Annotated in this window: 22 protein-coding genes and 1 tRNA gene; 15 read left to right on the top strand and 8 right to left on the bottom strand. The window is 72.6% G+C overall.

Annotated elements, in window-relative coordinates:
* Positions 1–269: 269 nt before the first annotated feature.
* A complete protein-coding gene (locus KME75_RS26605; RefSeq protein WP_219417622.1) occupies positions 270–1,103 on the top strand; it encodes a phosphotransferase in 834 nt (277 codons plus the stop codon).
* A 141-nt stretch (positions 1,104–1,244) separates the two neighbouring features.
* Here the strand turns inward: KME75_RS26605 and KME75_RS26600 are convergent, their stop codons facing one another.
* Together KME75_RS26600 and KME75_RS26595 are read right to left on the bottom strand one after the other, a co-directional pair.
* On the bottom strand, positions 1,245–2,681 hold the full coding sequence (locus tag KME75_RS26600; protein ID WP_219417621.1) for a tyrosine-type recombinase/integrase: 1,437 nt from the start codon (positions 2,679–2,681) through the stop codon (positions 1,245–1,247).
* Positions 2,657–2,729 (bottom strand) — tRNA-Lys (locus tag KME75_RS26595). Before KME75_RS26595 ends, KME75_RS26600 begins: the two co-directional genes overlap by 25 nt.
* Positions 2,730–2,861: 132 nt before the next feature.
* Between KME75_RS26595 and KME75_RS26590 the strand changes: the two genes are divergently transcribed.
* The 6 genes from KME75_RS26590 (at position 2,862) to phoU (KME75_RS26565) (ending at position 9,662) form a co-directional block, all read left to right on the top strand.
* Positions 2,862–3,443 (top strand): superoxide dismutase family protein, encoded by a 582-nt coding sequence (locus KME75_RS26590; RefSeq protein ID WP_219417620.1) that lies wholly within the window; start codon positions 2,862–2,864, stop codon positions 3,441–3,443.
* Positions 3,444–3,464: 21 nt separating this feature from the next.
* A complete protein-coding gene (gene dusB / locus KME75_RS26585) occupies positions 3,465–4,601 on the top strand; it encodes a tRNA dihydrouridine synthase DusB (RefSeq protein ID WP_219417619.1) in 1,137 nt (378 codons plus the stop codon).
* Between the two features lie 112 nt (positions 4,602–4,713).
* The gene (locus KME75_RS26580) at positions 4,714–5,556 is read left to right on the top strand and encodes a GGDEF domain-containing protein (protein WP_246632893.1); all 843 of its coding nucleotides are present in this window, start codon (positions 4,714–4,716) and stop codon (positions 5,554–5,556) included.
* A gap of 74 nt (positions 5,557–5,630) precedes the next feature.
* Entirely contained in the window at positions 5,631–8,183 is a 2,553-nt protein-coding gene (locus tag KME75_RS46130; RefSeq protein WP_219417617.1) for an LCP family protein, read from the top strand.
* Between the two features lie 75 nt (positions 8,184–8,258).
* Positions 8,259–8,915, top strand: coding sequence for a phosphate signaling complex protein PhoU (phoU, locus tag KME75_RS26570; RefSeq protein WP_219417616.1), 657 nt, complete (start codon positions 8,259–8,261; stop codon positions 8,913–8,915).
* Between the two features lie 87 nt (positions 8,916–9,002).
* On the top strand, positions 9,003–9,662 hold the full coding sequence (gene phoU, locus KME75_RS26565; protein WP_219417615.1) for a phosphate signaling complex protein PhoU: 660 nt from the start codon (positions 9,003–9,005) through the stop codon (positions 9,660–9,662).
* 63 nt (positions 9,663–9,725) lie between these two features.
* On the opposite strand, the gene pstB is transcribed toward phoU (KME75_RS26565), so the two are convergent.
* The 6 genes from pstB to KME75_RS26535 form a co-directional block, all read right to left on the bottom strand.
* Positions 9,726–10,505 (bottom strand): phosphate ABC transporter ATP-binding protein PstB, encoded by a 780-nt coding sequence (gene pstB, locus KME75_RS26560; RefSeq protein ID WP_219417614.1) that lies wholly within the window; start codon positions 10,503–10,505, stop codon positions 9,726–9,728.
* A gap of 25 nt (positions 10,506–10,530) precedes the next feature.
* Positions 10,531–11,442: a phosphate ABC transporter permease PstA gene (gene pstA, locus KME75_RS26555; RefSeq protein ID WP_219417613.1), complete on the bottom strand. Its 912-nt coding sequence runs from the start codon at positions 11,440–11,442 to the stop codon at positions 10,531–10,533.
* Positions 11,443–11,611: 169 nt separating this feature from the next.
* Positions 11,612–12,568, bottom strand: coding sequence for a phosphate ABC transporter permease subunit PstC (gene pstC, locus KME75_RS26550; RefSeq protein WP_219417612.1), 957 nt, complete (start codon positions 12,566–12,568; stop codon positions 11,612–11,614).
* 204 nt (positions 12,569–12,772) lie between these two features.
* Complete coding sequence (gene pstS / locus KME75_RS26545) at positions 12,773–13,864, bottom strand: phosphate ABC transporter substrate-binding protein PstS (protein WP_219417611.1); 1,092 nt, start codon at positions 13,862–13,864, stop codon at positions 12,773–12,775.
* 266 nt (positions 13,865–14,130) lie between these two features.
* Positions 14,131–15,069 carry a mycothiol synthase gene (mshD, locus tag KME75_RS26540; RefSeq protein ID WP_219417610.1) on the bottom strand — a complete coding sequence of 313 codons (939 nt, stop codon included), beginning with the start codon at positions 15,067–15,069 and terminating at the stop codon, positions 14,131–14,133.
* A 314-nt stretch (positions 15,070–15,383) separates the two neighbouring features.
* On the bottom strand, positions 15,384–16,157 hold the full coding sequence (locus tag KME75_RS26535; protein WP_219417609.1) for a winged helix-turn-helix transcriptional regulator: 774 nt from the start codon (positions 16,155–16,157) through the stop codon (positions 15,384–15,386).
* A gap of 147 nt (positions 16,158–16,304) precedes the next feature.
* Here KME75_RS26535 and KME75_RS26530 point away from each other — a divergent pair, with 147 nt between their 5' ends.
* From KME75_RS26530 to KME75_RS26500, 8 genes are all read left to right on the top strand, one after another.
* The gene (locus tag KME75_RS26530) at positions 16,305–17,168 is read left to right on the top strand and encodes an alpha/beta hydrolase family protein (protein ID WP_308283100.1); all 864 of its coding nucleotides are present in this window, start codon (positions 16,305–16,307) and stop codon (positions 17,166–17,168) included.
* Positions 17,165–17,947: an LmeA family phospholipid-binding protein gene (locus KME75_RS26525; protein ID WP_219417607.1), complete on the top strand. Its 783-nt coding sequence runs from the start codon at positions 17,165–17,167 to the stop codon at positions 17,945–17,947. The genes KME75_RS26530 and KME75_RS26525 overlap by 4 nt, the downstream gene beginning before the upstream one ends.
* Positions 17,948–18,085: 138 nt before the next feature.
* Positions 18,086–18,514 carry a thioredoxin family protein gene (locus tag KME75_RS26520; protein WP_308283099.1) on the top strand — a complete coding sequence of 143 codons (429 nt, stop codon included), beginning with the start codon at positions 18,086–18,088 and terminating at the stop codon, positions 18,512–18,514.
* 188 nt (positions 18,515–18,702) lie between these two features.
* Positions 18,703–19,173 carry a DUF4395 domain-containing protein gene (locus KME75_RS26515; RefSeq protein ID WP_372452668.1) on the top strand — a complete coding sequence of 157 codons (471 nt, stop codon included), beginning with the start codon at positions 18,703–18,705 and terminating at the stop codon, positions 19,171–19,173.
* Positions 19,170–20,021, top strand: a complete 852-nt coding sequence (locus KME75_RS26510) for a sulfurtransferase (RefSeq protein WP_219417604.1) — start codon at positions 19,170–19,172, stop codon at positions 20,019–20,021. The genes KME75_RS26515 and KME75_RS26510 overlap by 4 nt, the downstream gene beginning before the upstream one ends.
* Positions 20,021–20,320 (top strand): DUF1416 domain-containing protein, encoded by a 300-nt coding sequence (locus tag KME75_RS26505; RefSeq protein ID WP_219417603.1) that lies wholly within the window; start codon positions 20,021–20,023, stop codon positions 20,318–20,320. Before KME75_RS26510 ends, KME75_RS26505 begins: the two co-directional genes overlap by 1 nt.
* 120 nt (positions 20,321–20,440) lie before the next feature.
* On the top strand, positions 20,441–20,569 hold the full coding sequence (locus KME75_RS45170; RefSeq protein ID WP_281424703.1) for a hypothetical protein: 129 nt from the start codon (positions 20,441–20,443) through the stop codon (positions 20,567–20,569).
* A gap of 14 nt (positions 20,570–20,583) precedes the next feature.
* A complete protein-coding gene (locus KME75_RS26500; protein WP_219417623.1) occupies positions 20,584–21,189 on the top strand; it encodes a heme-binding beta-barrel domain-containing protein in 606 nt (201 codons plus the stop codon).
* The last annotated feature ends 131 nt before the right edge of the window (positions 21,190–21,320 follow it).

Raw genomic sequence — 21,320 nt, 5'->3', positions numbered from 1 at the left:
CAGTCATGATCACGAAGAGCTGCGGGCACCTCACACCAGGGTCACCCCACCCAAGGGCAACTACAGAACGTCACCGGCGAGCCAGGTCGAAACGGTCGTTGCCCGGCCAAGATCGAAGACCCCAATAAGGCCGGGAAGCGCGAGGCACTCGCCAGCGCAGACGCCGTGATCGACGACATGCGGCTCCTCGCCGAGTATCTCGCCCGCGTTCCGGCTGTCGCGACGCGATGATGCAGCAGGAACAGCCACTACACGGCGAACGAGCAGCGATGACCGACGCTGCCGAGCGTCTCGGTCTGGAGCACACCGGTGCACGGATGATTTCATCCTCGTCGCGGATGATCTGGCATCTCCCGAGGTCGGGCAGCGCCCTCACGCTGACCCGGCCAGGGGCCAAGACGAGCGCGGCAGTCGCGTCGGAGGCCGCAGCCATCCACGCGGCGGTAGCCGCCGGCGTTCGCACCCCCCGGCTCATCGCAGGGCCGATCACCCTCCACGAGCATCGGCACGCGATGGCCTGCGAGTGGGTAACCGGGCGGCGGCCAGCAAGGAAGGACTGGCCCGCAATCGTCGCCGAGACGGCACGGTTGGCGACGGCATCCACCGAGCGCGTCCTCGAGCTCCGATGGCCTCCGGATGTGCCGGACGCCCGGTCGTTGGCCGTGCTCGGCGAGCGCCTGGCAGCGAATTTCGTCAGCCGCTGCCGCGCAGCATCCGATGCGCTCGGCTCATTGGTCCGCCCTGGCGGCGTCGTGCTCAGCCACGGCGACCTCCAGCCGGGCAACGTGCTCATCGACCCCGACGACCAGGCCTGGTTGATCGATCTGGAGTACGCCTGCAGCGCACCACGCGAGTGGGACCCGGCCAAGCTCCTCATCCTCTCCCGACGCTTCGCCGATCCCCCCGACGTCGACCAACTGCTCACAGCATGGGGCGACCTCGACGCGGTGCGCCTCGAGCAGTGCGTAGCCGCTCAGGAGGTCCTTCTCGTCGGATGGCTCGCGAGAATGGCAGTCGAGGGCACAGCGGGTGCAGGCGCGGAGGCACGCCGCCGGGCCGCCTCCCTCACGGAGCGCCGAGCAGCGTGGCGACACCTTGGCTGAACGAAACCTTGCGCCGCTGGGCAGGACTGACCAGCACTTCCGCAACGGCGTGCACTACCTCGAAACTGCCACCCTGGAGTTCCAGCGAAGTTTCGACAAGGTCCTGAACCGCGTAATCGGGACCCGGGTGTAGCAACGCAGCTACACCGCGGGCTGATCCGGTCTCCGCATGCGCTTGCCCAGGATGTCCGCCGCACGACGATCGGCTTCTCCGACCCACGCCGCGTAGACACGGAGGGTCGTGGCTCCTCCGCCGCCATGTCCGAGCCTTCCGGCGACGGTGTGGAGGTCGACGCCGGCCGTGAGCAGCTCCGTCGCCGAGTAGTGGCGCAAGGCGTGCAGGTGGCTGCCGATGCCCAGCTTCGCGCACGTGCGCCCGTACCGATGGGTCACTGCGCTTGGGTCCATCGGACGGTCCGCCAGCGGCTGATAGGAGAACAAGAACGCCTGCTCGGTCGGCTCTTCCCCGAGTGCTCGCACTCGCTCCTCGTAGCGTTCGCGATGCTTCGCCAGGACGGTCACTGTGTCGAGGTCGAGCGCGATACGTCGCATCTGGTGCGACTTGGTGTCCTTCTCGATCCCACGGCGCTGCGACCGCACGTAGTTCCGCCGGATCGCGAGCATTCCTCCGAACAGGTCGACGTCGGACCAGCGGAGCGCGAGGAGCTCGGCGCGGCGCAGCCCCGTCACCATGACGAGCCAGACCAGGGTGCCCCACGCCTCATCCTCCGACCACGCTGCCTCGATGATCTGTGCGGCCTCCGCGGCGGTGGGGGGCTCAGGCTGCGGTGGGCGCTGGCGCGGCTTCTTGGCGACATCAGCCGGGTTCGTCCTGATCCACTCCCACCGCACCGCCGCGCCCAGTACGGCACTGAGGATGCAGTGAATCTGCCGGATCGACGACGACGCCATCGGAACGCACCGGTGCGGCGGGCACTCCGCGACGACGCAGCCTGCCGTCGCGCAGTCGTGCGGTTCTCTCCCCGGTCGTCCTGGACGGCGGCGATGCCGGACCGTTCGGCATTCGTGGTCAGCTGTCGTGCGGTGGTCGACGGCAGGCGAGCCGTCCCGGCACAGGTGCCGGCACCGTCGCAGCTCCGCGTAGAACTCTTCGAGCAGCTGCACAGTGACCTTCCCGATCGGCACTGCGCCAAGCGCGGGCTTGATGCTGCGCCGGATGTAACCCCGGTAGCCGTCGAGCGTCGTTTCCTCTGCCTCGTGCGTCCGCAACCAGGCGTCCAGCGCGGCCCCGAGCGTGGCCCGCGTCCGCGCGTTGCGCTGCTCGTCAACCTCGGCGAGCAGCCGCGTCCGGATCCGCTCGGCTTCGTCCGGGTCAGTCGTGGAGTCCGAGAGGTACATCCGCTGCCCGGTGAGGGGGTCGATCCCCGCGTAGACCAGCACTTGCAGCGAGTTCCCGCGCCTGCGGATCGACCCTCGCTGCCGCCGTCTGACGCCGCCGTTGGCCACGATCCGGAGCATACTCGCAGTCATCGTGATTGACACCACGCCGGACAGCCGCTGGGCTGAGCAGCATAGTCGCCGCTCAGCCCCGGTGGGCCCCGTGGGGATCGAACCCACAACCCGCGGATTAAAAGTCCGCTGCTCTGCCAGTTGAGCTAGAGGCCCCTGCCCCGCACGCACGACCGCGTGCGATGGCCGCCCCAGCCTACGGCCCGTCCACCTCTCGTCGCTCTTCGCTCGGTTGGAGTAACAGAGGGTCAGTGCTCGCTACCTCCCGTCACCACCCATTCTGGTGCCATGCGTTCCCCACGTCCCGTCCTCGCCGGGCTGATCGGCGTCCTCGCGCTGTCCGGGTGCGCCGATGCGGCCTCGACGGCCTCGGTGAGCCCGACCTCCTCCTCGACGCGTGACGTCCAGGTCAGCGCCACGTTCACCACCACGGCCGGCGTGGCCGTCACCTACGACGAGGTGCTGGTGCCCGCCGGCACCCGCGGCGCAGTCAGCTCGCGGTCGGGCGAGGGGAGCGCCACCGTCATGCTCGCCCTGCGGGGGCTCGAGCCGGAGCGCCGGTACGGAGCTCACGTGCACAGCGAGCCCTGCGGCGAAACGGGTGCGGACGCCGGGCCGCACTTCCAGTACGAGGTCGATCCGGTGCAGCCGAGCGTCGACCCGCAGTACGCCAACCCGGACAACGAGATCTGGCTGGACCTCACCACCGACGGCACGGGGGCGGGCAGCGCCGAGACCACCGTGGCGTGGGAGTTCCCGGACGACCGACGGCCGGGCTCGGTGGTCATCCACGCCATGCCGACGGCCACCGGGCCGGGCGAGGCGGGCACCGCGGGCGACCGGGCCGCCTGCATCACCGTCGACTTCTGACAGCGGGGACAATGGGGTGTTGTGAGTGCCCCGACCGCCGTCCGACCGCTGCGCATCGGCCCCTACGTGTCCGACACGCCGGTGGTGCTGGCCCCGATGGCCGGCATCACCAACGCGGGGTTCCGACGCCTGTGCCGTGAGCAGGGCGCCGGGTTCTACGTCTGCGAGATGATCACTTCGCGTGGGCTCGTCGAGAAGAACCCGCTGACGTACCGCATGATCGCGATGGATCCCGACGAGCACCCGCGGTCGATGCAGCTCTACGGGGTCGATCCCGCCGCGATGGGACAGGCCGTCCGCACGATCGTCGAGCAGGACCTGGCCGACCACATCGACATGAACTTCGGCTGCCCGGTCCCCAAGGTCACCCGCCGCGGCGGCGGGGCGGCGCTGCCCTACAAGCGCATGCTCTTCGAGCGGATCGTGCGGGCGGCCGTGGAGAACGCGGGCCGGGTCCCGGTCACCGTGAAGATGCGCATCGGCATCGACGACGAGCGGCACACCTACCTCGACGCGGCCCGCCGGGCGGCCGACGCCGGGGTCGCCGCCGTCGCCCTGCACGCGCGCACCGCGTCCCAGCGCTACTCCGGCACGGCCGACTGGTCGGCGATCGCGCGCCTGCGCGACGCCATGCCCGCCGAGCTCCCCGTGCTCGGCAACGGCGACATCTTCAGCGCGGCCGACGCGCTGCGGATGGTGGCCGAGACCGGGTGCGACGGCGTGGTGGTGGGCCGCGGCTGCCTGGGACGGCCGTGGCTCTTCGGCGACCTGGAGGCCGCGTTCGCCGGGCGGCCGCTCCCGGCCCAACCGACGATCCGGCAGGTCGCCGCGACGATGCGCCGGCACGCCGTGCTGCTGCAGAAGCACATGGGCCCCGACAAGGGCATCCGCGACATGCGCAAGCACATCGCCTGGTACCTCAAGGGCTTCCCGGTCGGCTCGGAGCTGCGGCGCAGGCTCGGGCTCGTCGCCGGTCTCGACGAGCTGGACGAGCTGCTCGCCCAGCTCGACCTCGACCACGAGTTCCCCGCCGAGGCCGACGGGCCGCGCGGGAGGCAGGGCTCGCCGGGGCGGGTCGTCCTGCCGGAGCACTGGCTCGACGATCCGGACGACCCGTCCGTCCCGCTGGGTGCCGAGCTGGACCACTCGGGCGGCTGACACACCGGTCGGGTGGAAGCGCCGACGAACGGGCACCCCTGTCTCAAGGCTCCCGATGGTCACGCCGACATCACCGGTAACAGGGAGGTGTGCGGTGGTCATGGTCACTCCGATGGAGGCAGACGTGCGAGACGACGGGCCGCCGCCCGTACCCGCACCCGAACGGCAGGCGGTATCGGCCCTCCCGGGGCCCGCGACGGCCGCGGCGCGCCACACCGCCCGCGCGGAGGAGCTTGCCGCCTCCGGTGACTGGGAGCGCGCCTACCGTCACCTGCGCGCGGCCGTCCGCCTGCTGCACGGCCTGCCCGCCGCCGACGAGCTCGACCGGCTCCGCCGCGAGCACGCCGAGGCCCGCGAGCAGAGCCGCCGCGACAGCCTCACCGCCAGCTACAACCGCCGCTACCTCGACGAGCGGCTCGTCGCGCTCCTCGACGACCCGGCCTACCGCGGCACCGCCGGGATCGCCGTGGCCCTCGTCGACGTCGACCACTTCAAGCAGATCAACGACACCTACGGCCACCCGTTCGGCGACCGGGTGCTCCAGCGGCTCGTCGCGGAGCTCGACACCGGGCTGCCCGACGGCGCGTTCTGCGCCCGCTACGGCGGAGAGGAGTTCGCGCTGGTCCTGCCGGGCCGCGACCTGGGCGACGCGGTGCAGGTGTGCGAGGCGGCGCGCGACCGGATCGACCGCCACCCGTGGGCCCGGCTCGACCCCGGGCTGCGAGTGACGGTCAGCGCGGGCGTGGCGCACACGTCCGGGCCGGTGGACGGGCTCGAGCGGCTGGTCGGGGCGGCCGACGCACTGCTGTACGCCGCAAAGCACTCGGGCCGCAACGCGGTGGCCTACCGCGACGAACGGACGGGCGCGGTGTGTCTCGCGGGCGCGGCTGCCGCTCGCCGCTCGATCCGACAGCCCGTCGCACCCTCATGTGATCTCGGGGCTACCGCTCCGTAAGCTCGGGTCGGTCAGCCGGGGGCGGGTACGGGGATATATCCGTGCCCGCCCTCGTCCGTGTCCGAGGAGGTCGCGTGGAGGACGGTCGCAGCCGTGCTCGGCGCTCCCCGGAACCCGGCGGCCGGAGGCGGGCGCGCGAGGAGTCGGTCGACGACATCCTGGCCCGCAACGGCCTGCTCGGCGCGCCTGCCCCGCATCCGGGCACGCCACCGGTGGGCGGCCGGGCCGCCCGGCGCCGGGCGGCCGAGGAGCTCGAGCGCACCCGGGGCGCCGCGGGCGGGCACCAGCCGCCACCGCACGTCCCGCAGGCACCGCCGTGGAGCCCCGGCCTGGGGCAGCCGCCGTCCGGGCGTCGACGGGCCCCCGAGCCTCCGCAGGCCGCCCCTCGGACGTCCGTGCCGCCGTTCCCCGGGGGCGCCCCGCCCGGCACCCGCCCGGGCCGCCGTCGTCGAGCCGAGGTGCCCGACGACGCAGCGGAGGGCCGCAGCGGAACGGGAGGTGGCCTACCACCGGTTCCGCCCACCGGTGGTCGCAGGCGGGCCAGGGACCCCGAGGACCCGCCGGCCGGTCCCGCCGCTTCCGAACCCGGCGTGCGCGGCCCCGCACACCACCGCCCGGCAGCGCCCCCGCCCGCCTCCCCGCAGGCAGGCCCCGCGCAGGCCCCGCCGCTCCCCCGCGGCCCGGGCGCCGTACCGCCGCCGCACCACGGCCCGGGCGTACCCCCGCAGCGACCCGGCACCGCCCGGCCGGCACCGGCCGGCGCCGCACAGCCCGATGCCGCGGGCCCTGTGCCGGCACCGCCCCCGCGGCGCCGGCACGCCGCGGACCCCCCTGCGCCGCCCCCGTCGGACGCCCCGGCGGTCCGGCCGCGAGAGGACGGGCCGGTCCCGCCGCGCAAGCCGGCGCGGTCACGGGCGCAGCCCCCCGGCGCCGTCGCCGAGCACACCCAGCGGATCGCGCGCGCGGCGAGTCGCCGCCCTCCGGCCGCTGCGGAGGCCACGACGCGTGTCCCCGCGGCCGCACCCGTCGCCGACCCCGACGCGACCACGCGGGTGCGCGCCGGCGAGGCCGGCGTGCCCGAGGAGGCCGACGCGCCGGACCGCAGCGAGCGGGCCGAACGGTCGCGCCGCGCCGATCGGCTGGTCGACGCCGAGACCCGCGCCGTGCGGATCGACGAAACGCTGACCCGCCTGACCGCCGCCCACGCCGGTCTCGCACTGGCCACGCGCGACGGCGACGCCCCGGAGCAGGCCGTCCCGGTGCAGCGCCGCCGGCGCCCGAGCGCGGTCAAGCTCGTCGCCGGCGCACTCGCGCTCCTGGTGGTGCTGACCACCGCGTCCGGGTGGGCGGCGAAGGGCTGGTTGAACGGGGCGATCCCGGCGGCTGCCGCGCTCGACCTCGAGTCCGGGGCGATCGTGGACGCCGAGGCGCAGCAGGGCGACGAGAACGTGCTGGTGGTCGCGACCGATCCCGGCGTGGCAGGCGAGCAGCAACCCCGCGCCGACACGGTGGCCGTCGCGCACATCCCGGCCGGTGTCGGCCCGGTCACCGTCCTGTCGTTCCCGAACGACCTGGAGATCAACCGGCCGCCGTGCGTCCACTGGGATCCGGCCACCGCCACCTACTCGGAGAAGATCGAGCCCGCCGAGGCGCGCACCCGGCTGGTCAGCGCCCTGGACGTCGGCGGCCCGCGCTGCATCACGCGGGTGGTGCAGCAGCTGAGCGGGATCGCGATCACCAAGTACGTGGGCGTCGACCTGCGGGCGGTCGGCGCGGTCACCGAGGCCGTGGGCGGTGCTCAGGTCTGCGTGCCGAACCCCGTCATCGACGGTGTGCTGGGCCCCGTCGTGCCCGAGCCCGGCACCACCACTCTCGACGCCCGCCGGGCCGCCGACTTCGTCCGCGCCGGTGACGTCCCCGGCGAGCCCGCGAACGATCACGGGCGCATCGAGCGCCAGCAATGGCTGCTGGCCGCGGTGCTCGACCAGGCCGTGTCCGTCCCGGCGCTGCTCGACGTCGGTCAGGTCCTCTCCCTGCGGCCCGCGCTCGGCGACGCCCTCGTCACCGACGAGGTCGGGCTCGACCAGCTGCTCGCGCTGTCCCGGTCGCTGCGTGCCCTCGACACGGAGGCGGTCGCGTTCGCCGCGGTGCCCACCGCGCGCGAGCCCAACAGCCGGGGCAACGTCGTGCTCCGCGACACCGAGGCCGCCGAGCTGTTCGCCGCCGTCCGGGAGGACGCGCCGCTGCCCGAGCAGGCGGACGACACCGGGCCCGTTCCGGCCGACGTCACCGTCGACGTCTTCAACGCCTCCGACCGCTCCGGGCTGGCCGGTGAGGTCGGCGAGACGCTGCGCTCGCTCGGTTTCGGGGTCGGCGAGGTGAGCAACGCCGATCAGCCCACCTCCGAGACGGTCGTGCGCTTCTCCCCCGACCAGGCCACCGCGGCGGCGCTGCTCGCGGCCACGGTGCCCTCGGCGACATCCGTGCCCGACCCCGGGGCCACCGGCGTGCTCGAGCTGGTCCTCGGCCGGTCGTTCGACGACGTCGTCCGCGCGCCCGCCGCGCCGGTCGCCCTGCAGTCCGCCGATCCGGCGACGAGCGGCGCGCCCGACATCGCCTGCGCGTGATCATGAAAGCCCGCGTTCGCTCCGGATTCACGCGTTCGTACGGCTGATCGCCGCAACGTTGACTACGCTTGTGAGATGCGTGACGCCTACCAGGAGCAGCTCGAAGGTCTTGCCGGAGCCCTGGCGGGCATGTGCACCGAGGTCGCGGCGGCGATGGAGAAGGCCACCCGATCCCTGCTCCAATGCGATCTGCAGCTCGCCGAAGAGGTGATCTCCGAGGACATCCGCGTCGACGAGCTGCGCGCGGCCGCGGAGGAACGCGCCTTCGCGCTGCTGGCGTTGCAGGCGCCGGTCGCCACGGACCTGCGCATCGTCGTCTCCGCCATCCACGGGGCCGGCGACATCGAGCGGATGGGCGACCTCGCCCTGCACGTGGCCCAGGCGGCGCGCCGCAGGCACCCGCAGCCGGTGCTGCCCGACGAGGTCGCCCCCTACTTCGCCGAGATGGGCCGGGTCGCCGTGGAGCTCGCGACGAAGGCGGGCGACGTCATCCGCACCCGCGACCTGGCGCGCGCCGCTGAGCTGGAGGGCGACGACGACGCCATGGACGACCTGCACCGGCACATGTTCACCGTGCTCATGGACCGCAACTGGAGCCACGGCGTCGGCCCGGCCGTCGACATCACGCTGCTGGCCAGGTTCTACGAGCGCTACGCCGACCACGCGGTCGCCGTCGCCCGCCGCATCGTCTACGTCGTCACCGGCCAGATGCCGGGTCCCCTCGCAGTCTGAGCGGAGCTCGCGGAGCGCGACCGACTGCACTGAGGCGTTCACGCACCAGTTGCGGGGCCGACGAGTACCGGTCTTAGGCTCGGAACCATGGTCCCTGTGCCGCTGCCGCAACAGCTGGCCGAGCTGTCCTCGCTGCTCGGCCGCATGTGCGCGGCGGCGGCCGAGGCGCTACAGCGCGCCACGGCCGCGCTGCTCGAGGACCGGGTGCGCCTGGCCGAGCAGGTCGTCGCGGGCGACGCCGACATCGACGCGCTGCGCGCCAGGGTCGAGGAGGTCGCCACCGACGCCCTGCTGTTCCACGCGCCGGTGGCGGGCGACCTGCGTGCGGTCGTCTCGGCGATCCGCGCGGCGGGCGACATCGAGCGCATGGGTGACCTGGCCCTCCACGTCGCCGACGTGGTGCGGATGCGGCACCCGGCCCCGGCCGTACCGGCGGAGGTCCGGGACGACTTCGCCGAGATGGGCAGGCTGGCGGTGCAGCTTGCGCTCAAGGCCGCCGAGGTGACCCGCACCCGCAACGTGCTCCTGGCCGTGGAGCTCGACGCCGACGACGACGCGATGGATGCGCGGCACCGGCGGATGTTCGCCGTGCTCATGGATCCCGCGTGGCCCCACGACGTGCGCTCCGCCGTCGACATCACCCTGCTCGCCCGCTACTACGAGCGGTTCGCCGACCACGCCGTCGTCGTGGCGCGGGAGACGGTCTACGCGGTCACCGGGCAGGAACCGGACGCGATCCCGATCTGACCCGGACGACAGCGGGCCCCTCCGGTCCGCACCGGCAGGGCCCGTGGTGATCGGACGTCGCGCTCAGCCGAAGCGGCCGGAGACGTAGTCCTCGGTGGCCTTCTCCTTCGACTGGGAGAAGATCGTCTTGGTCTCGGCCATCTCCACCAGCTTGCCGGGCTTCCCGGTGCCCTCGATGTTGAAGAACCTGGTGAAGTCGCTGACGCGCGCTGCCTGCTGCATGTTGTGCGTGACGATGACGATCGTGTAGTCCGTCTTCAGCTCGTTGATCAGGTCCTCGATCGCGAGCGTGGAGATCGGGTCGAGCGCCGAGCACGGCTCGTCCATGAGCAGCACGTCGGGCTGCACGGCGATGGCGCGCGCGATGCACAGGCGCTGCTGCTGCCCGCCGGACAGGCCGGAACCCGGCCGGTCGAGGCGGTCCTTGACCTCGTTCCAGAGGTTGGCGCCGCGCAGGGACCTCTCGACGAGGGTGTCGAGCGCGTCCTTCTTCATCTTCTTGCTGTTCAGCCGCATCCCGGCGATGACGTTCTCGTAGATCGACATCGTGGGGAACGGGTTCGGGCGCTGGAACACCATGCCGATCTGGCGGCGGACGCCCACAGGGTCGATGCCGGGCCCGTACAGGTTCTGGCCGTCGAGCTCGAGCGATCCCTCGACACGCGCGCCCGGGATGACCTCGTGCATGCGGTTGATCGACCGCAGCAAGGTGGACTTCCCGCAGCCGGACGGTCCGATGAGCGCCGTGACGCTGCCGGGCTGGATCGACATGTTGACGCCCTGGACCGCCAGGAAGGACCCGTAGTAGATGTTCAGGTCGGTGACGTCGATGCGCTTTGCCACTGTGTTCCTTGGCTCTTCGGGACGGCTATCGGGACTTGGGGGCGAAGAGGCGGGAGATCAGGCGGGCGATCAGGTTCAGCGCCATGACGATGATGATCAGCACCAGGGCGGCGGTCCATGCCCGGTCCGTGAACGCCTCGCGGGGGATGCCCGGGGTGGCGTAGGAGTAGTAGGAGAAAACCGGCAGCGTGGCCATGCGGCCGTCGAACGGGTTCAGGTTCACCGAGGTGGCGAGGCCGACCGTGATCAGCAGCGGGGCCGTCTCACCGATGACCCTGGCGATCGCGAGCGTGATGCCGGTGGCGATGCCGGCGATCGTGGTGGGCAGCACGACCTTGACGATCGTGCGCCACTTCGGCACGCCGAGCGCGTAGGACGCCTCGCGCAGCTCATTCGGGACGATCTTGAGCATCTCCTCGGTGGAGCGGACGACCACCGGGATCATGAGCACGGAGAGCGCCACCGCGCCGATGAACCCGAAGCGGACGCCCGGGCCGAGGATGAGCGTGAACAGCGAGACCGCGAACAGACCCGCGACGATCGACGGGATGCCGGTCATGACGTCCACGAAGAAGGTGATCGCCTTGGCCAGCTTGCCCGTGCCGTACTCCACCAGGTAGATCGCCGTGAGCACGCCGATGGGGATGGACATCACCGCAGCCAGCCCCGTGATGATCAGCGTGCCGAGGATGGCGTGGTAGGCGCCGCCACCCGCGCCGACGACGCCCGCCATCGAGTAGTTGAAGAACATGGCGTCGAACCGGGCGAGCCCGTTCGCGATCACGGTGTAGAGCACCGAGATCAGCAGGGCGAGCGCGAGCAGGAACGCCGATGTCACCACGATGGTGACGAGCCGGTCGGTGGCCTTGCGCCTGCCCTCGACGATCCGCGACCACGTGTAGAGGCCGACCGCGAAGACGAAGGCGGTGAGCACCACCTAGAGGCCGATGCCGAACCCGGCGACGGCCAGCACGCCGGCGACGACGGCCGCGGCCGCGGCCAGCGCCCCCACGTCGCCCAGCGGGGCAGCGCTCCCTGGACGGTGGGCAGGGAGCGCGTCGAGGTGCCGACCCGCGACTCGACCTCGTGCTGTGTGGAGACGGACATCAGTTGGCCCCAGAGAAGTCGCGGCGGCGGTTGACGATGTAGCGGGCGAGCATGTTGACCGCGAACGTGACCCCGAACAGGACCAGGCCCGAGGCGACGAGCACGTTGACATCGAGCCCGCTGGCCTCCGGGAACTGCAGCGCGATGTTCGCGGCGATCGTGCCCGGGTTCGCGTCGCTGATCAGGTTGAACGTGACGCCGCCCGACACCGAGAGGATGACCGCCACGGCCATCGTCTCGCCCAGCGCGCGGCCGAGCCCCAGCATCGCCCCGCTGATCACGCCGGACCGCCCGAACGGCAGCACGGCCATCCGGATCATCTCCCAGCGGGTGGCGCCGAGGGCGAGGGCGGCCTCCTCGTGCAGCTTCGGGGTCTGGAGGAACACCTCGCGGCTGACGGCCGTGATGATCGGCAGGATCATCACGGCGAGCACGATGCCGACGACCAGCATGCTGCGGCCGATCGCGGACGCCGGCCCGACGAACAGCGGGATCCAGCCCAGGTTCTCCTCGAGCCACCGGGCGCTCGGCACACTGGCCGGGGCGAGCGTGTACGCGCCCCACAGGCCGAAGACGATGCTGGGCACCGCGGCGAGCAGGTCGACCACATAGCCGAGGCCCTGCGCCAGCCTGCGCGGCGCGTAGTGGGTGATGAACAGGGCGATGCACACCGCGAGCGGCGTCGCGATGACGAGCGCGATCACCGCTGCGAGCAGCGTGCCGAAGATGAGCGGCCAGATGTAGGCGATCAGCCCACCCTCGCCGTCGATCTCCTCGGCGGGGGCGACGACGGCGGGCCAGGCCTGGACCAACAGGAAGGCGGCGACACCCGCCAGGATGGCGAGGATCAGGATCCCCGCCCCCTTGGCCGACCAGGCGAAGATGCGGTCAGCAGGCCGCTGCACCGCCTTCGACGGCCTGGCCTGCACGTCGGGCCGAGCAGTGCTCGTACTCACGCCGTCTCCTCGCTGACGCTCGTCGACCGCGTTCGCGGTACTGCTGCGCTGAATGGTGAGCTCGCAAGCTCGCTCACGCCGTCCCCTTCCGGGATCGGTACGGGAGGCTCGGTACGAGATCGGACCGGGCCGAACGTCCAGGAGCCCGGAGAGCCACCCGCCATGATGGCGGCCTCCGGGACTCCTGAACAGGTGATCCTCAACTCAGCTCGCCGCCGCGCCGATCGCGTCGATGGCCGGCTGGAACTGCTGGCGCAGCGAGTCCGAGATGGGAGCCGACCCCGCGTTCTCCGCGGCGGTCTGCTGGCCCTCCTCGCTCGCCATGTAGGTCACGAACGCCCGGACCAGCTCACCGTCGGCCGGGTTCTCGTAGCTGCCGCACGCGAGCGTGTAGGACACCAGGACGATTGGGTAGGCGCCCGACTGCGTGGTGTCACGGGCGAGGTCGAAGGCGAAGCTGTGCTGCCCGCGGCCCTCCACGCGCTCCGAGGCCTGCACGACGGTGGACGCCGCTTCGGCGGTGGGCTGCACGAACTCGCCGCCCACGCCGACGCCGGCCACGCCCAGGTCGCCCGCCTGGCTGGCGTCCGCGTAGCCGATCGTTCCGTTGCCTGCGCCGACCGCACCCACCACACCCGAGGTGCCCTGGGCGGCGGCGCCGCCCGGCACCGGCCAGTCGCCGCTGACCTCGTAGGTCCACACGTCGGGGGCGACGGCGGCGAGGTACTCGGCGAAGTTCTCGGTGGTGCCCGACTCGTCGGACCGGTTGACCACGGTGATCGGCAGGTCTGGCAGCGTGACGCCCGGGTTGTCCGCGGCGATGGCCGGGTCGTTCCAGTTGGTGATCTGCTGCGCGAAGATGCCCGCGATCGTGGCGGGGGCGAGGTTCAGCTGCTCGACGCCCTCGAGGTTGTAGACGACCGCGATCGGCGAGATGTACAGCGGGACCTCGACGACGTCGCCGCCGCAGCGCTCCTGGGCCGCGGGCAGCTCCTCCTCGTCCAGGTAGGCGTCCGAGCCGGCGAAGACCGTGGCGCCCTCGATGAACTGGGTGCGGCCACCGCCGGAGCCGATCGGGTCGTAGTTCACGGTCGCACCCGGGTTGGCGCCCGTGAACCCGGCGATCCAGGCCTGCATCGCGGCCTGCTGTGCGCTGGAACCCGCGCCCGCGATGCTGCCGGAGACGCCCGCGGCGGCACCGTCCGCACCGCCGGTGGACGGGGCTGCGGTCTCGTTCGCCGCGCCGCAACCGGCGAGCAGCAGGGCGCCGCTGGTGGCGACACCCACCGCTGCCATTCGGGCACGGGAACCGTGCCGCACGATCTTCACTGTGTTCCTCCGTCGTCGTCCCCACGAACGGGTCCGGTGCGGCTCGGGGTGGCCGCTCGTGACAGACGGTAGGTAGCGGTGGTGGACGCGCTCCCCACAAGAGGTGAACGGGGAATGAACACCTGCCTGTCGTGAGGCAGGCCACGCCGGGCAGACGCAGCGTGACCGCGCCGTGACCAGCGACGACATGAGCCGCGCGATCGGTTGTCCGGTTGCCGGGGGGTGAACGACCGTCAGCGCACGTACGAAACGTCCGTGTCCCACTGGGCGAATCCGAGGCCCCGGTACAACCGGATGGCTGCATCGTTGTCGGCCTCGACGTACAGCAGCACGGTGCGCAGGCCGCGGTTGCGCAGGTGGTGCAGCCCCGCGAGGGTGAGCGCCGACCCGAGCCGCATGCCGCGCGCCGCCGGGTCGACCCCGAGCACGTAGACCTCGCCGAGCGGCTCCGGCTCGTCCGCGTGGACCTTGGTCCAGTGGAACCCGAGCAGGTGGTCCTCGGCGTCGACGGCGAGCAGGAACCCCGCGGGGTCGAACCACGGTTCGGCCTCGCGCACCTTCACCTGCTCGACGTCCCAGCCGCCCTGCTCCGGGTGCCAGTCGAAGGCCGCGTTGTTGACGCGCAGGAACTCCGCCTCGTCCACGCCCACGACGAACGGGCGCAACCGCACGCCGGCGGGCAGCTCCGGCTCCGGGAGCGACTCCTGCAGGCCGCTGCGGCGCATCTGCCAGAGCTCGCGGGCCACCGTGAAGCCGAGCCGGGCGGCCAGCGCCACCGCCCCCGGGTGCTGCCCGTGTGCCCACAGCCGCAGGTGCCCGCCTTCCCGGGCGGCGCGCTCGAGCAGCGCCTCCACCATCCGGCGGCCGGTGCCGGCGCGGCGGTGCGCGGGGTGCACCGCGAGCTCCCCGACGCCGTCGGCGCCGTCGGCGCTGTCGGCGCTGTCGGCGCTGTCGGCGCTGTCGGCGGCGATGTCCACGTGGGCGAACCCGACGAGCGTGCCCGCCGGGTCGCGCGCGAGCAGCTGCGCCGCGCCCTCGGCGTCGCGCAGGTGCAGGAGCACGTGCTCGCCGACCGGCGCCCTGCCGTCGGCCTCGGTGGCGGCCGCCAGGAGGGCGCGCACCTCGTCGATCTCGGCATCGTCCAGGCCCGAACGCCACGACAGGTCGATCACCGGGCCAGCGTACGCCGCGACGGGCTGCCGGATGGCCGACCGACCCTCGGCCCGTGATCACCGCGAGATCCGCACCCGCGCACCGCCGACGACGGAACCGCACAGTCACAGCGATCACCCGACCACGCCCCCGTCACCCCGAACATCACCGCGAGATGCGCACGTCCGCACCGCCGACAGCAGAACCCGCACACCCACAGCGATCACCGCATACACGACCGCCACGAGATCCGCGTTCGTGCACCACCGACAGCGGAAACCGCACACTCACGGCGATCACGGACCGGCGGTCCCGATGGTCGCCCTCCGGCCCGTTAGCGCCTGCCCACGAGGTCCCGCGCGGGTGCGGCAGCCCGTTCGCCCTCGTCGCCGTCGTCGCTCGTGTCCTCCGCCGTGGCGGGTGCCGCGGCACCGAGGCTCCCCCGGCCGGGGCGCACGAACTTGTAGCCGACGTTGCGCACGGTCCCGATCATCTGCTCGTGCTCGGGGCCGAGCTTCGCGCGCAACCGCCGCACGTGGACGTCGACCGTGCGGGTGCCGCCGAAGAAGTCGTACCCCCACACCTCCTGCAGCAGCTGGGCGCGGGTGAAGACGCGCCCGGCGTGCTGCGCGAGGTACTTGAGCAGCTCGAACTCCTTGTAGGTGAGCTCCAGGAGCCTGCCGCGCAGGCGCGCGGCGTAGGTGGCCTCGTCGATCACCAGCTCGCCGAGGACGAGCGCACCGCCGTCGCGGCCCGCGTCGCCGCCGGGGCGCGCCTTGAGCAGCCGCAGCCGCGCGTCCACCTCGGCGGGCCCGGTGCCGGGCAGCAGGATCTCGTCGACGACCCACTCCCCCGACACCGCGACGAGCCCGCCCTCGGTGAGCACCGCGACGACGGGGACGTCGGTGCCGGTGCTGCCGAGCAGCCGGCACAGGCTGCGGGCGGCCACGAGGTCGGTGCGCGCGTCCACGAGGACGGCGTCGTGGGGGCCCGCGTCCAGCAGCGCGGCGACCTCCGGGGCCGCCGTGCGCACTCCGTGCGGGAGCAGGGTCAGTGCCGGCAGCACGGATCCCGGATCGGGATCGGCGGTCAGCAGAAGGAGCTCCACGTGGTGCCTCCTCTCCGCCGAGGGCCGCTGGGGCCGAGCGGCGATACGGCGCGCCTGTCCGAATCGACGGCGGGCGACGTTGACGCACCGTTCACACCACGTGACCCGGTAGGAACACCACCACGCGGATCGATGCAGGATAACCGGGTGGAGGCCGAGGACACGACCGGCGCGGCGCAGGTCACGCCCACCGTCATCCGGGCGAGCAGCATGGACTGGGTGCCGCTCGCCGGGGTGCACCTGCCCGGACCCGACGCGGACACCGCGCTCGCGGTATGCCACGGGTTCACCCATCACACGCGGCACCCGAGCACCAGGCGGGTGCTCACGGCGCTCGCGGCGCACGCCCCGGTGGTCGCGTTCGACATGCGCGGGCACGGGCGCTCCGGCGGGCGCAGCACGGTGGGCGACCGCGAGGTCCTCGACCTCGACGCCGCCGTCGCATGGGCGAGGGCGGCGGGATACCCACGGGTCGTGACCGTCGGGTTCTCCCTCGGCGCCGCCGTCGCCCTGCGGCAGGCCGCCGCGGGCACGGCCCGCCCGGACGCGGTGGTCGCGGTCAGCCCGCCCGCCCGCTGGTACTCCCGGGAGACCGTGCCGATGCGCCGGGTGCACTGGCTCCTGGAGCAGCCGCACGGAAGGCTCGCCGCGCGCCTGCTCGGCGTCCGGCTCGCCGGGCCGTGGACGACCGTGCCGCCCTCACCGGTCGAGGTCGTCGGGGACATCGCGCCGACGCCGCTGCTGCTCGTCCACTTCACCGGCGACCCCTACTTCTCCAGCGGTCACGCCTGGGCCCTCGCCGCGGCGTCCGGCGGCCGTGCACAGCTGTGGACCGAACCGGGGACGGGGCACGGCGAGAGCGGCACGGACGCCGCGTTGGCGGAGCGGATCACCCGCTGGGCCCGTGACGCCGCCGGCGCCCGCCCCGCCGACGGCTCCGCGGACCGCGGCTCTACGGTCAGAGGCCACATCCCGGCGGAACGCCGGGGCGCAGGGTCGGAGGTCGGATGAGGCGGCTGGTCATCGGGCTGCTCGTGCTCGTGGGACTGTTCGTCGCCGTCGACTTCGGCGCGGCCGCGCTCGCGGAGTCGGCGGTGTCGCGGCAGATGCGTGAGCAGATCGGGCTCGTCGACGACCCCGCCGTGCGCATCAACGGCTTCCCCTTCCTCACCCAGGCGCTGTCCGGCGAGTACTCCAGCGTGGACGTCCAGGCCTCCCGGATCCGGGTCGGCGAGCTGCAGGACGTCTCCATCACCGCCCAGCTGCGCGACGTCACCGCGCCGCTGTCGATGCTGCTGGCCTCCGGGCCGAAGACGCTGCAGGTCGACGAGGCCGAGGGCACCGTGCGCATCCCGGCCGAGGACCTGGAGCGGCAGGTGCCGGGCATCGACGACCTGCGCGTCGAGACGATCGACGAGGACGCCCTGGAGCAGGCCGTCGACGACGGCGCCGACCCGTCATTGGCGCAGATCGACCCCGACACCGCCGCCCGGCTCGTCGGCACGAGCAGCCTGCTCGGGCAGGACGTCGAGGTGTCGGTCATCGCCGTGCTGGAGCTCGTCGACGGCGCGGCGCAGATCGTCCCGCGCGACATCCGGCTCGGCGGCAGCGACGCGCCCGCCCTGCCCTCCGCCGTGCAGCAGGAGCTGCAGGAGCTGTTCACCCTGCGGATCGACCCCGGGTCGCTGCCCTTCGAGGTCACCCCCACCACGCTGCAGGCCCGGAACGGTGCCCTCGAGCTGAGCGGCACCGCCAGCAACCTGGTGCTGGGCGCGACGACGGCACCCTGACGCGCCCGCCGCCGCTGCCGTCCCCGAATGCCAGCAAGGTGGCAATACCGGCGCCCAGTGGCAGCATTGCCACCTTGCTGGCGTCAGGACCCGCACGGCCCCGGGAGTAACCGCGGTCGGCGACGCGTTGGACCGGCCGTGGTCACCTCTCCGGGGTTCGCGGCGCTCGTCGCCACCCTCGTGCTCGCCACCGCCGTCGGGCTGGTGCTGCGGGCGCGCAACGGCCGGCTGCGCACCGGTGGCTCGGCGACCGGCGGCTGGGCGCTGGCCGGGCACACCCCGCAGAACGCCGATCGCGTGCTGCTGCTGCAGCTGTCCTCCCCCGTCTGCACGCCGTGCCGCCAGACCGCCGCGCTGCTCACCGACTTCGCCGCAGCCCGGCCCGGTGTCGTGCACCGCGAGATCGACGTCGCCGACCGCCCCGACATCGCTCGCGAGCTCGACGTGATGCGCACCCCGACGGTGGTGGCGTTCGGCCGCGACGGCGGCGAGCTGCTGCGGTTCTCGGGCGTGCCGCGCCCGTCCGACCTGGAGCTTCGCCTCGCCGGCGAGCTCGGCCCCGCGTGACCCGACCACCCGGTCGGGTGTCCGGTGGCCGGGAGCACGCTCCCGCAAAGCGGGATCCTGGGTTACCCTCGGCGCCGTGTACTGGCCGCTGACCCGACGCCGCGCAGTCGACCTGTGCCGTGTCGGCAGCTGCCTGTGTCTGGTCTCCTGAGCACACGCGTCCCTCCACGCCCCTCAGGAGCATGTCCATGCCCGAATCCGCCACGCGCACGGAACTGGCGGTCGATCCGCGCGGTGTCCGTTTCGCCGCGGCGCTGACCTCCGTCGTCCTCGCACTGGTCCTCGTCACCAGCAGCGGTTGGTTGCTCGCCGCGCAGACGGTGGTGTTCGCCCTCGGATCGGTCGCCGGACTGCGGTTCGCGCCGTACTCGGTGCTGTTCCGCAAGGTGGTCGCGCCGCGGCTGCGTCCCTCGACGAAGCAGGAGGAGGCCGCCCCCGTGCGGTTCTCCCAGACGGTCGGGCTCGTCTTCGCCGCCGTCGGCACCGTCGGATACCTCACGGGCCTGACCGCCCTCGGCATCGTGGCCACCGCGTTCGCGCTGGCCGCCGCCTTCCTCAACGCGGCCTTCGGCTTCTGCCTGGGCTGCGAGCTGTACGCCCTCGCCCAAAGAATCTTCAGAGCCCGCCAGAACCACGACAAGCAGGGAGCTGTTTCATGAGCCGCCAGGATGTCCTCGTCACCGCGGACTGGGCCGAGAAGAACCTCGGCACGGACGGAATTGTGTTCCTCGAGGTCGACGAGGACACCACCGCCTACGACGGCGGCCACCTGCCCGGCGCCGTCAAGATCAACTGGACGACGGATCTGCAGGACCCCGTCCGCCGCGACATCGTCAGCAAGGAGCAGTTCGAGCAGCTGCTGTCGACCAAGGGCGTGAGCACCGACGACACCGTCGTGCTCTACGGCGGCAACAACAACTGGTTCGCCGCCTACGCCTACTGGCAGTTCAAGCTCTACGGCCACGCCGACGTGAAGCTGCTCGACGGCGGGCGCAAGAAGTGGGAGCTCGACGGCCGCACCCTCACCACCGACATCGTGGAGCGGACCGCCACGACCTACACCGCGAAGGACGCCGACACCTCGATCCGCGCCTTCCGTGACGAGGTCGTGGACGCGATCGACGCGAAGAACCTCATCGACGTCCGGTCGCCCGACGAGTTCTCCGGCAAGATCCTCGCGCCCGCGCACCTGCCGCAGGAGCAGTCGCAGCGGCCCGGCCACATCCCCTCCGCGATCAACATCCCGTGGAGCAAGGCGGCCAACGAGGACGGCACGTTCAAGTCCGACGAGGAGCTCACCAAGCTGTACGGCGAGGCGGGCTACGACGCCGACAAGGCGACCATCGCCTACTGCCGCATCGGCGAGCGCAGCAGCCACACCTGGGTCGTGCTGCACGAGCTGCTCGGCGACAGCGACGTCAAGAACTACGACGGCAGCTGGACCGAGTACGGCTCGCTCATCGGCGTGCCGATCGAGCTCGGCGCGGGCCAGAAGGCGGCCTCCTGATGTGCGGCGCCCCCGACCAGGCGGTCGCGCTGCCCCCGGGCACCGACCTGACCAAGGAGACCGTGCTCACCGGGCGCGTGGTGGCCGACGGCCAGCCCGTCGCCGGCGCGTTCGTCCGGCTGCTGGACGGCACGGGTGAGTTCACCGCCGAGGTCGTGGCCTCGGCCAGCGGCGACTTCCGGTTCTTCGCCGCCCCCGGCACGTGGACGCTGCGCGCCCTCTCGCGCTCGGGCAACGGCGAGGCGCAGCTGACCGCCGACGGTCCCGGCCTGCACCGGGCCGAGGTCGCCGTCGCCTGACGAGCCGTACGAGCGGCACTTTCGTCCGAACTCGTCGGACGGAAGTGCCGCTCGTCGCTTTCCGGGTGGGCCTCTGCCTGGCGACGTCGACCCACCGGACATGCTTTAGGCTGCGCGGCCGTGCACTGGTTCTTCACCGGCCTGCTGATCGCAGCCAGCGCGGGCACCGTGGCCTTCACCGGCTACCTGCTCCGGCGGCTCTTCACCACGGAGCCCGGTGCGCCCGACCTGACGGGAGAGGCGAAGTGACCGACGAGCCGGAGATCCCCGGCACGATCAAGGGGCCGGCCAACGCGGCGCCCGACTCACCGCAGCGCAACCGGCCCCGTTTCGAGGACCTGCCGATCCCCGACGACACCGCCAACCTCCGCGAGGGCCCCGACCTGCACGAGCAGTGCCTCGGGCTGCTGCCGCTGGTGGGGGTCTGGCGCGGTGCGGGCGAGGTCGTCTACCCGACGATCGACGGACCGTTCGCGTTCGGCCAGCAGATCGTGTTCGCGCACGACGGCAGGCCCTTCCTGTCCTACGAGGCCAAGGCGTGGCTGCTCGGCCCCGACGGCGAGATCCTGCGGCCCGCGGCACGCGAGACCGGGTTCTGGCGGCCGCAGCCGAGCGGCGAGCTCGAGGTGCTGATCACTCACGCCACCGGCATCCTCGAGATCTTCTACGGCCGGGCCAGGAACCTGACCTCCTGGGAGATCGAGACGGACGCCGTGGCCCGCACCGCGTCGGCCAAGGAGGTCGTCGGGTCACACCGGCTGTACGGGCTCGTGGAGGGTGGGGACCTCGCCTACGTCGACGAGAGGGCCATGATGGGCCAGCCCCTGCAGCCCCACCTCTCCGCGCGCCTGAGCCGGATCGCCGGCTAGCCAGGACTAGAGCGTGTCCCTTGGATCATGGGACGGGGTCGCGGAGCCAGATCCTGATCGAGGCGACGTCGATGGTTCCGCGGAACATGTAGTCGCGCTTGTCGTAGCGGGTGGCGACCGCGCGGTGGCCC

Source organism: Pseudonocardia nigra (genome assembly GCF_019396355.1).
GTDB classification, from domain to species: domain Bacteria; phylum Actinomycetota; class Actinomycetes; order Mycobacteriales; family Pseudonocardiaceae; genus Pseudonocardia; species Pseudonocardia nigra.
This window is presented reverse-complemented; position numbering and strand designations above follow the sequence as displayed.

Coding starts and splice junctions, on each gene's coding strand:
- KME75_RS26605 (WP_219417622.1), top strand. CDS start 270: ATGACCGACGCTGCCGAGCGTCTCGGTCTGGAGCACACCGGTGCACGG.
- KME75_RS26590 (WP_219417620.1), top strand. CDS start 2,862: ATGCGTTCCCCACGTCCCGTCCTCGCCGGGCTGATCGGCGTCCTCGCG.
- KME75_RS26580 (WP_246632893.1), top strand. CDS start 4,714: ATGGAGGCAGACGTGCGAGACGACGGGCCGCCGCCCGTACCCGCACCC.
- phoU (WP_219417616.1), top strand. CDS start 8,259: ATGCGTGACGCCTACCAGGAGCAGCTCGAAGGTCTTGCCGGAGCCCTG.
- phoU (WP_219417615.1), top strand. CDS start 9,003: ATGGTCCCTGTGCCGCTGCCGCAACAGCTGGCCGAGCTGTCCTCGCTG.
- pstS (WP_219417611.1), bottom strand. CDS start 13,864: ATGGCAGCGGTGGGTGTCGCCACCAGCGGCGCCCTGCTGCTCGCCGGT.
- KME75_RS26525 (WP_219417607.1), top strand. CDS start 17,165: ATGAGGCGGCTGGTCATCGGGCTGCTCGTGCTCGTGGGACTGTTCGTC.
- KME75_RS26515 (WP_372452668.1), top strand. CDS start 18,703: ATGCCCGAATCCGCCACGCGCACGGAACTGGCGGTCGATCCGCGCGGT.
- KME75_RS26510 (WP_219417604.1), top strand. CDS start 19,170: ATGAGCCGCCAGGATGTCCTCGTCACCGCGGACTGGGCCGAGAAGAAC.
- KME75_RS26505 (WP_219417603.1), top strand. CDS start 20,021: ATGTGCGGCGCCCCCGACCAGGCGGTCGCGCTGCCCCCGGGCACCGAC.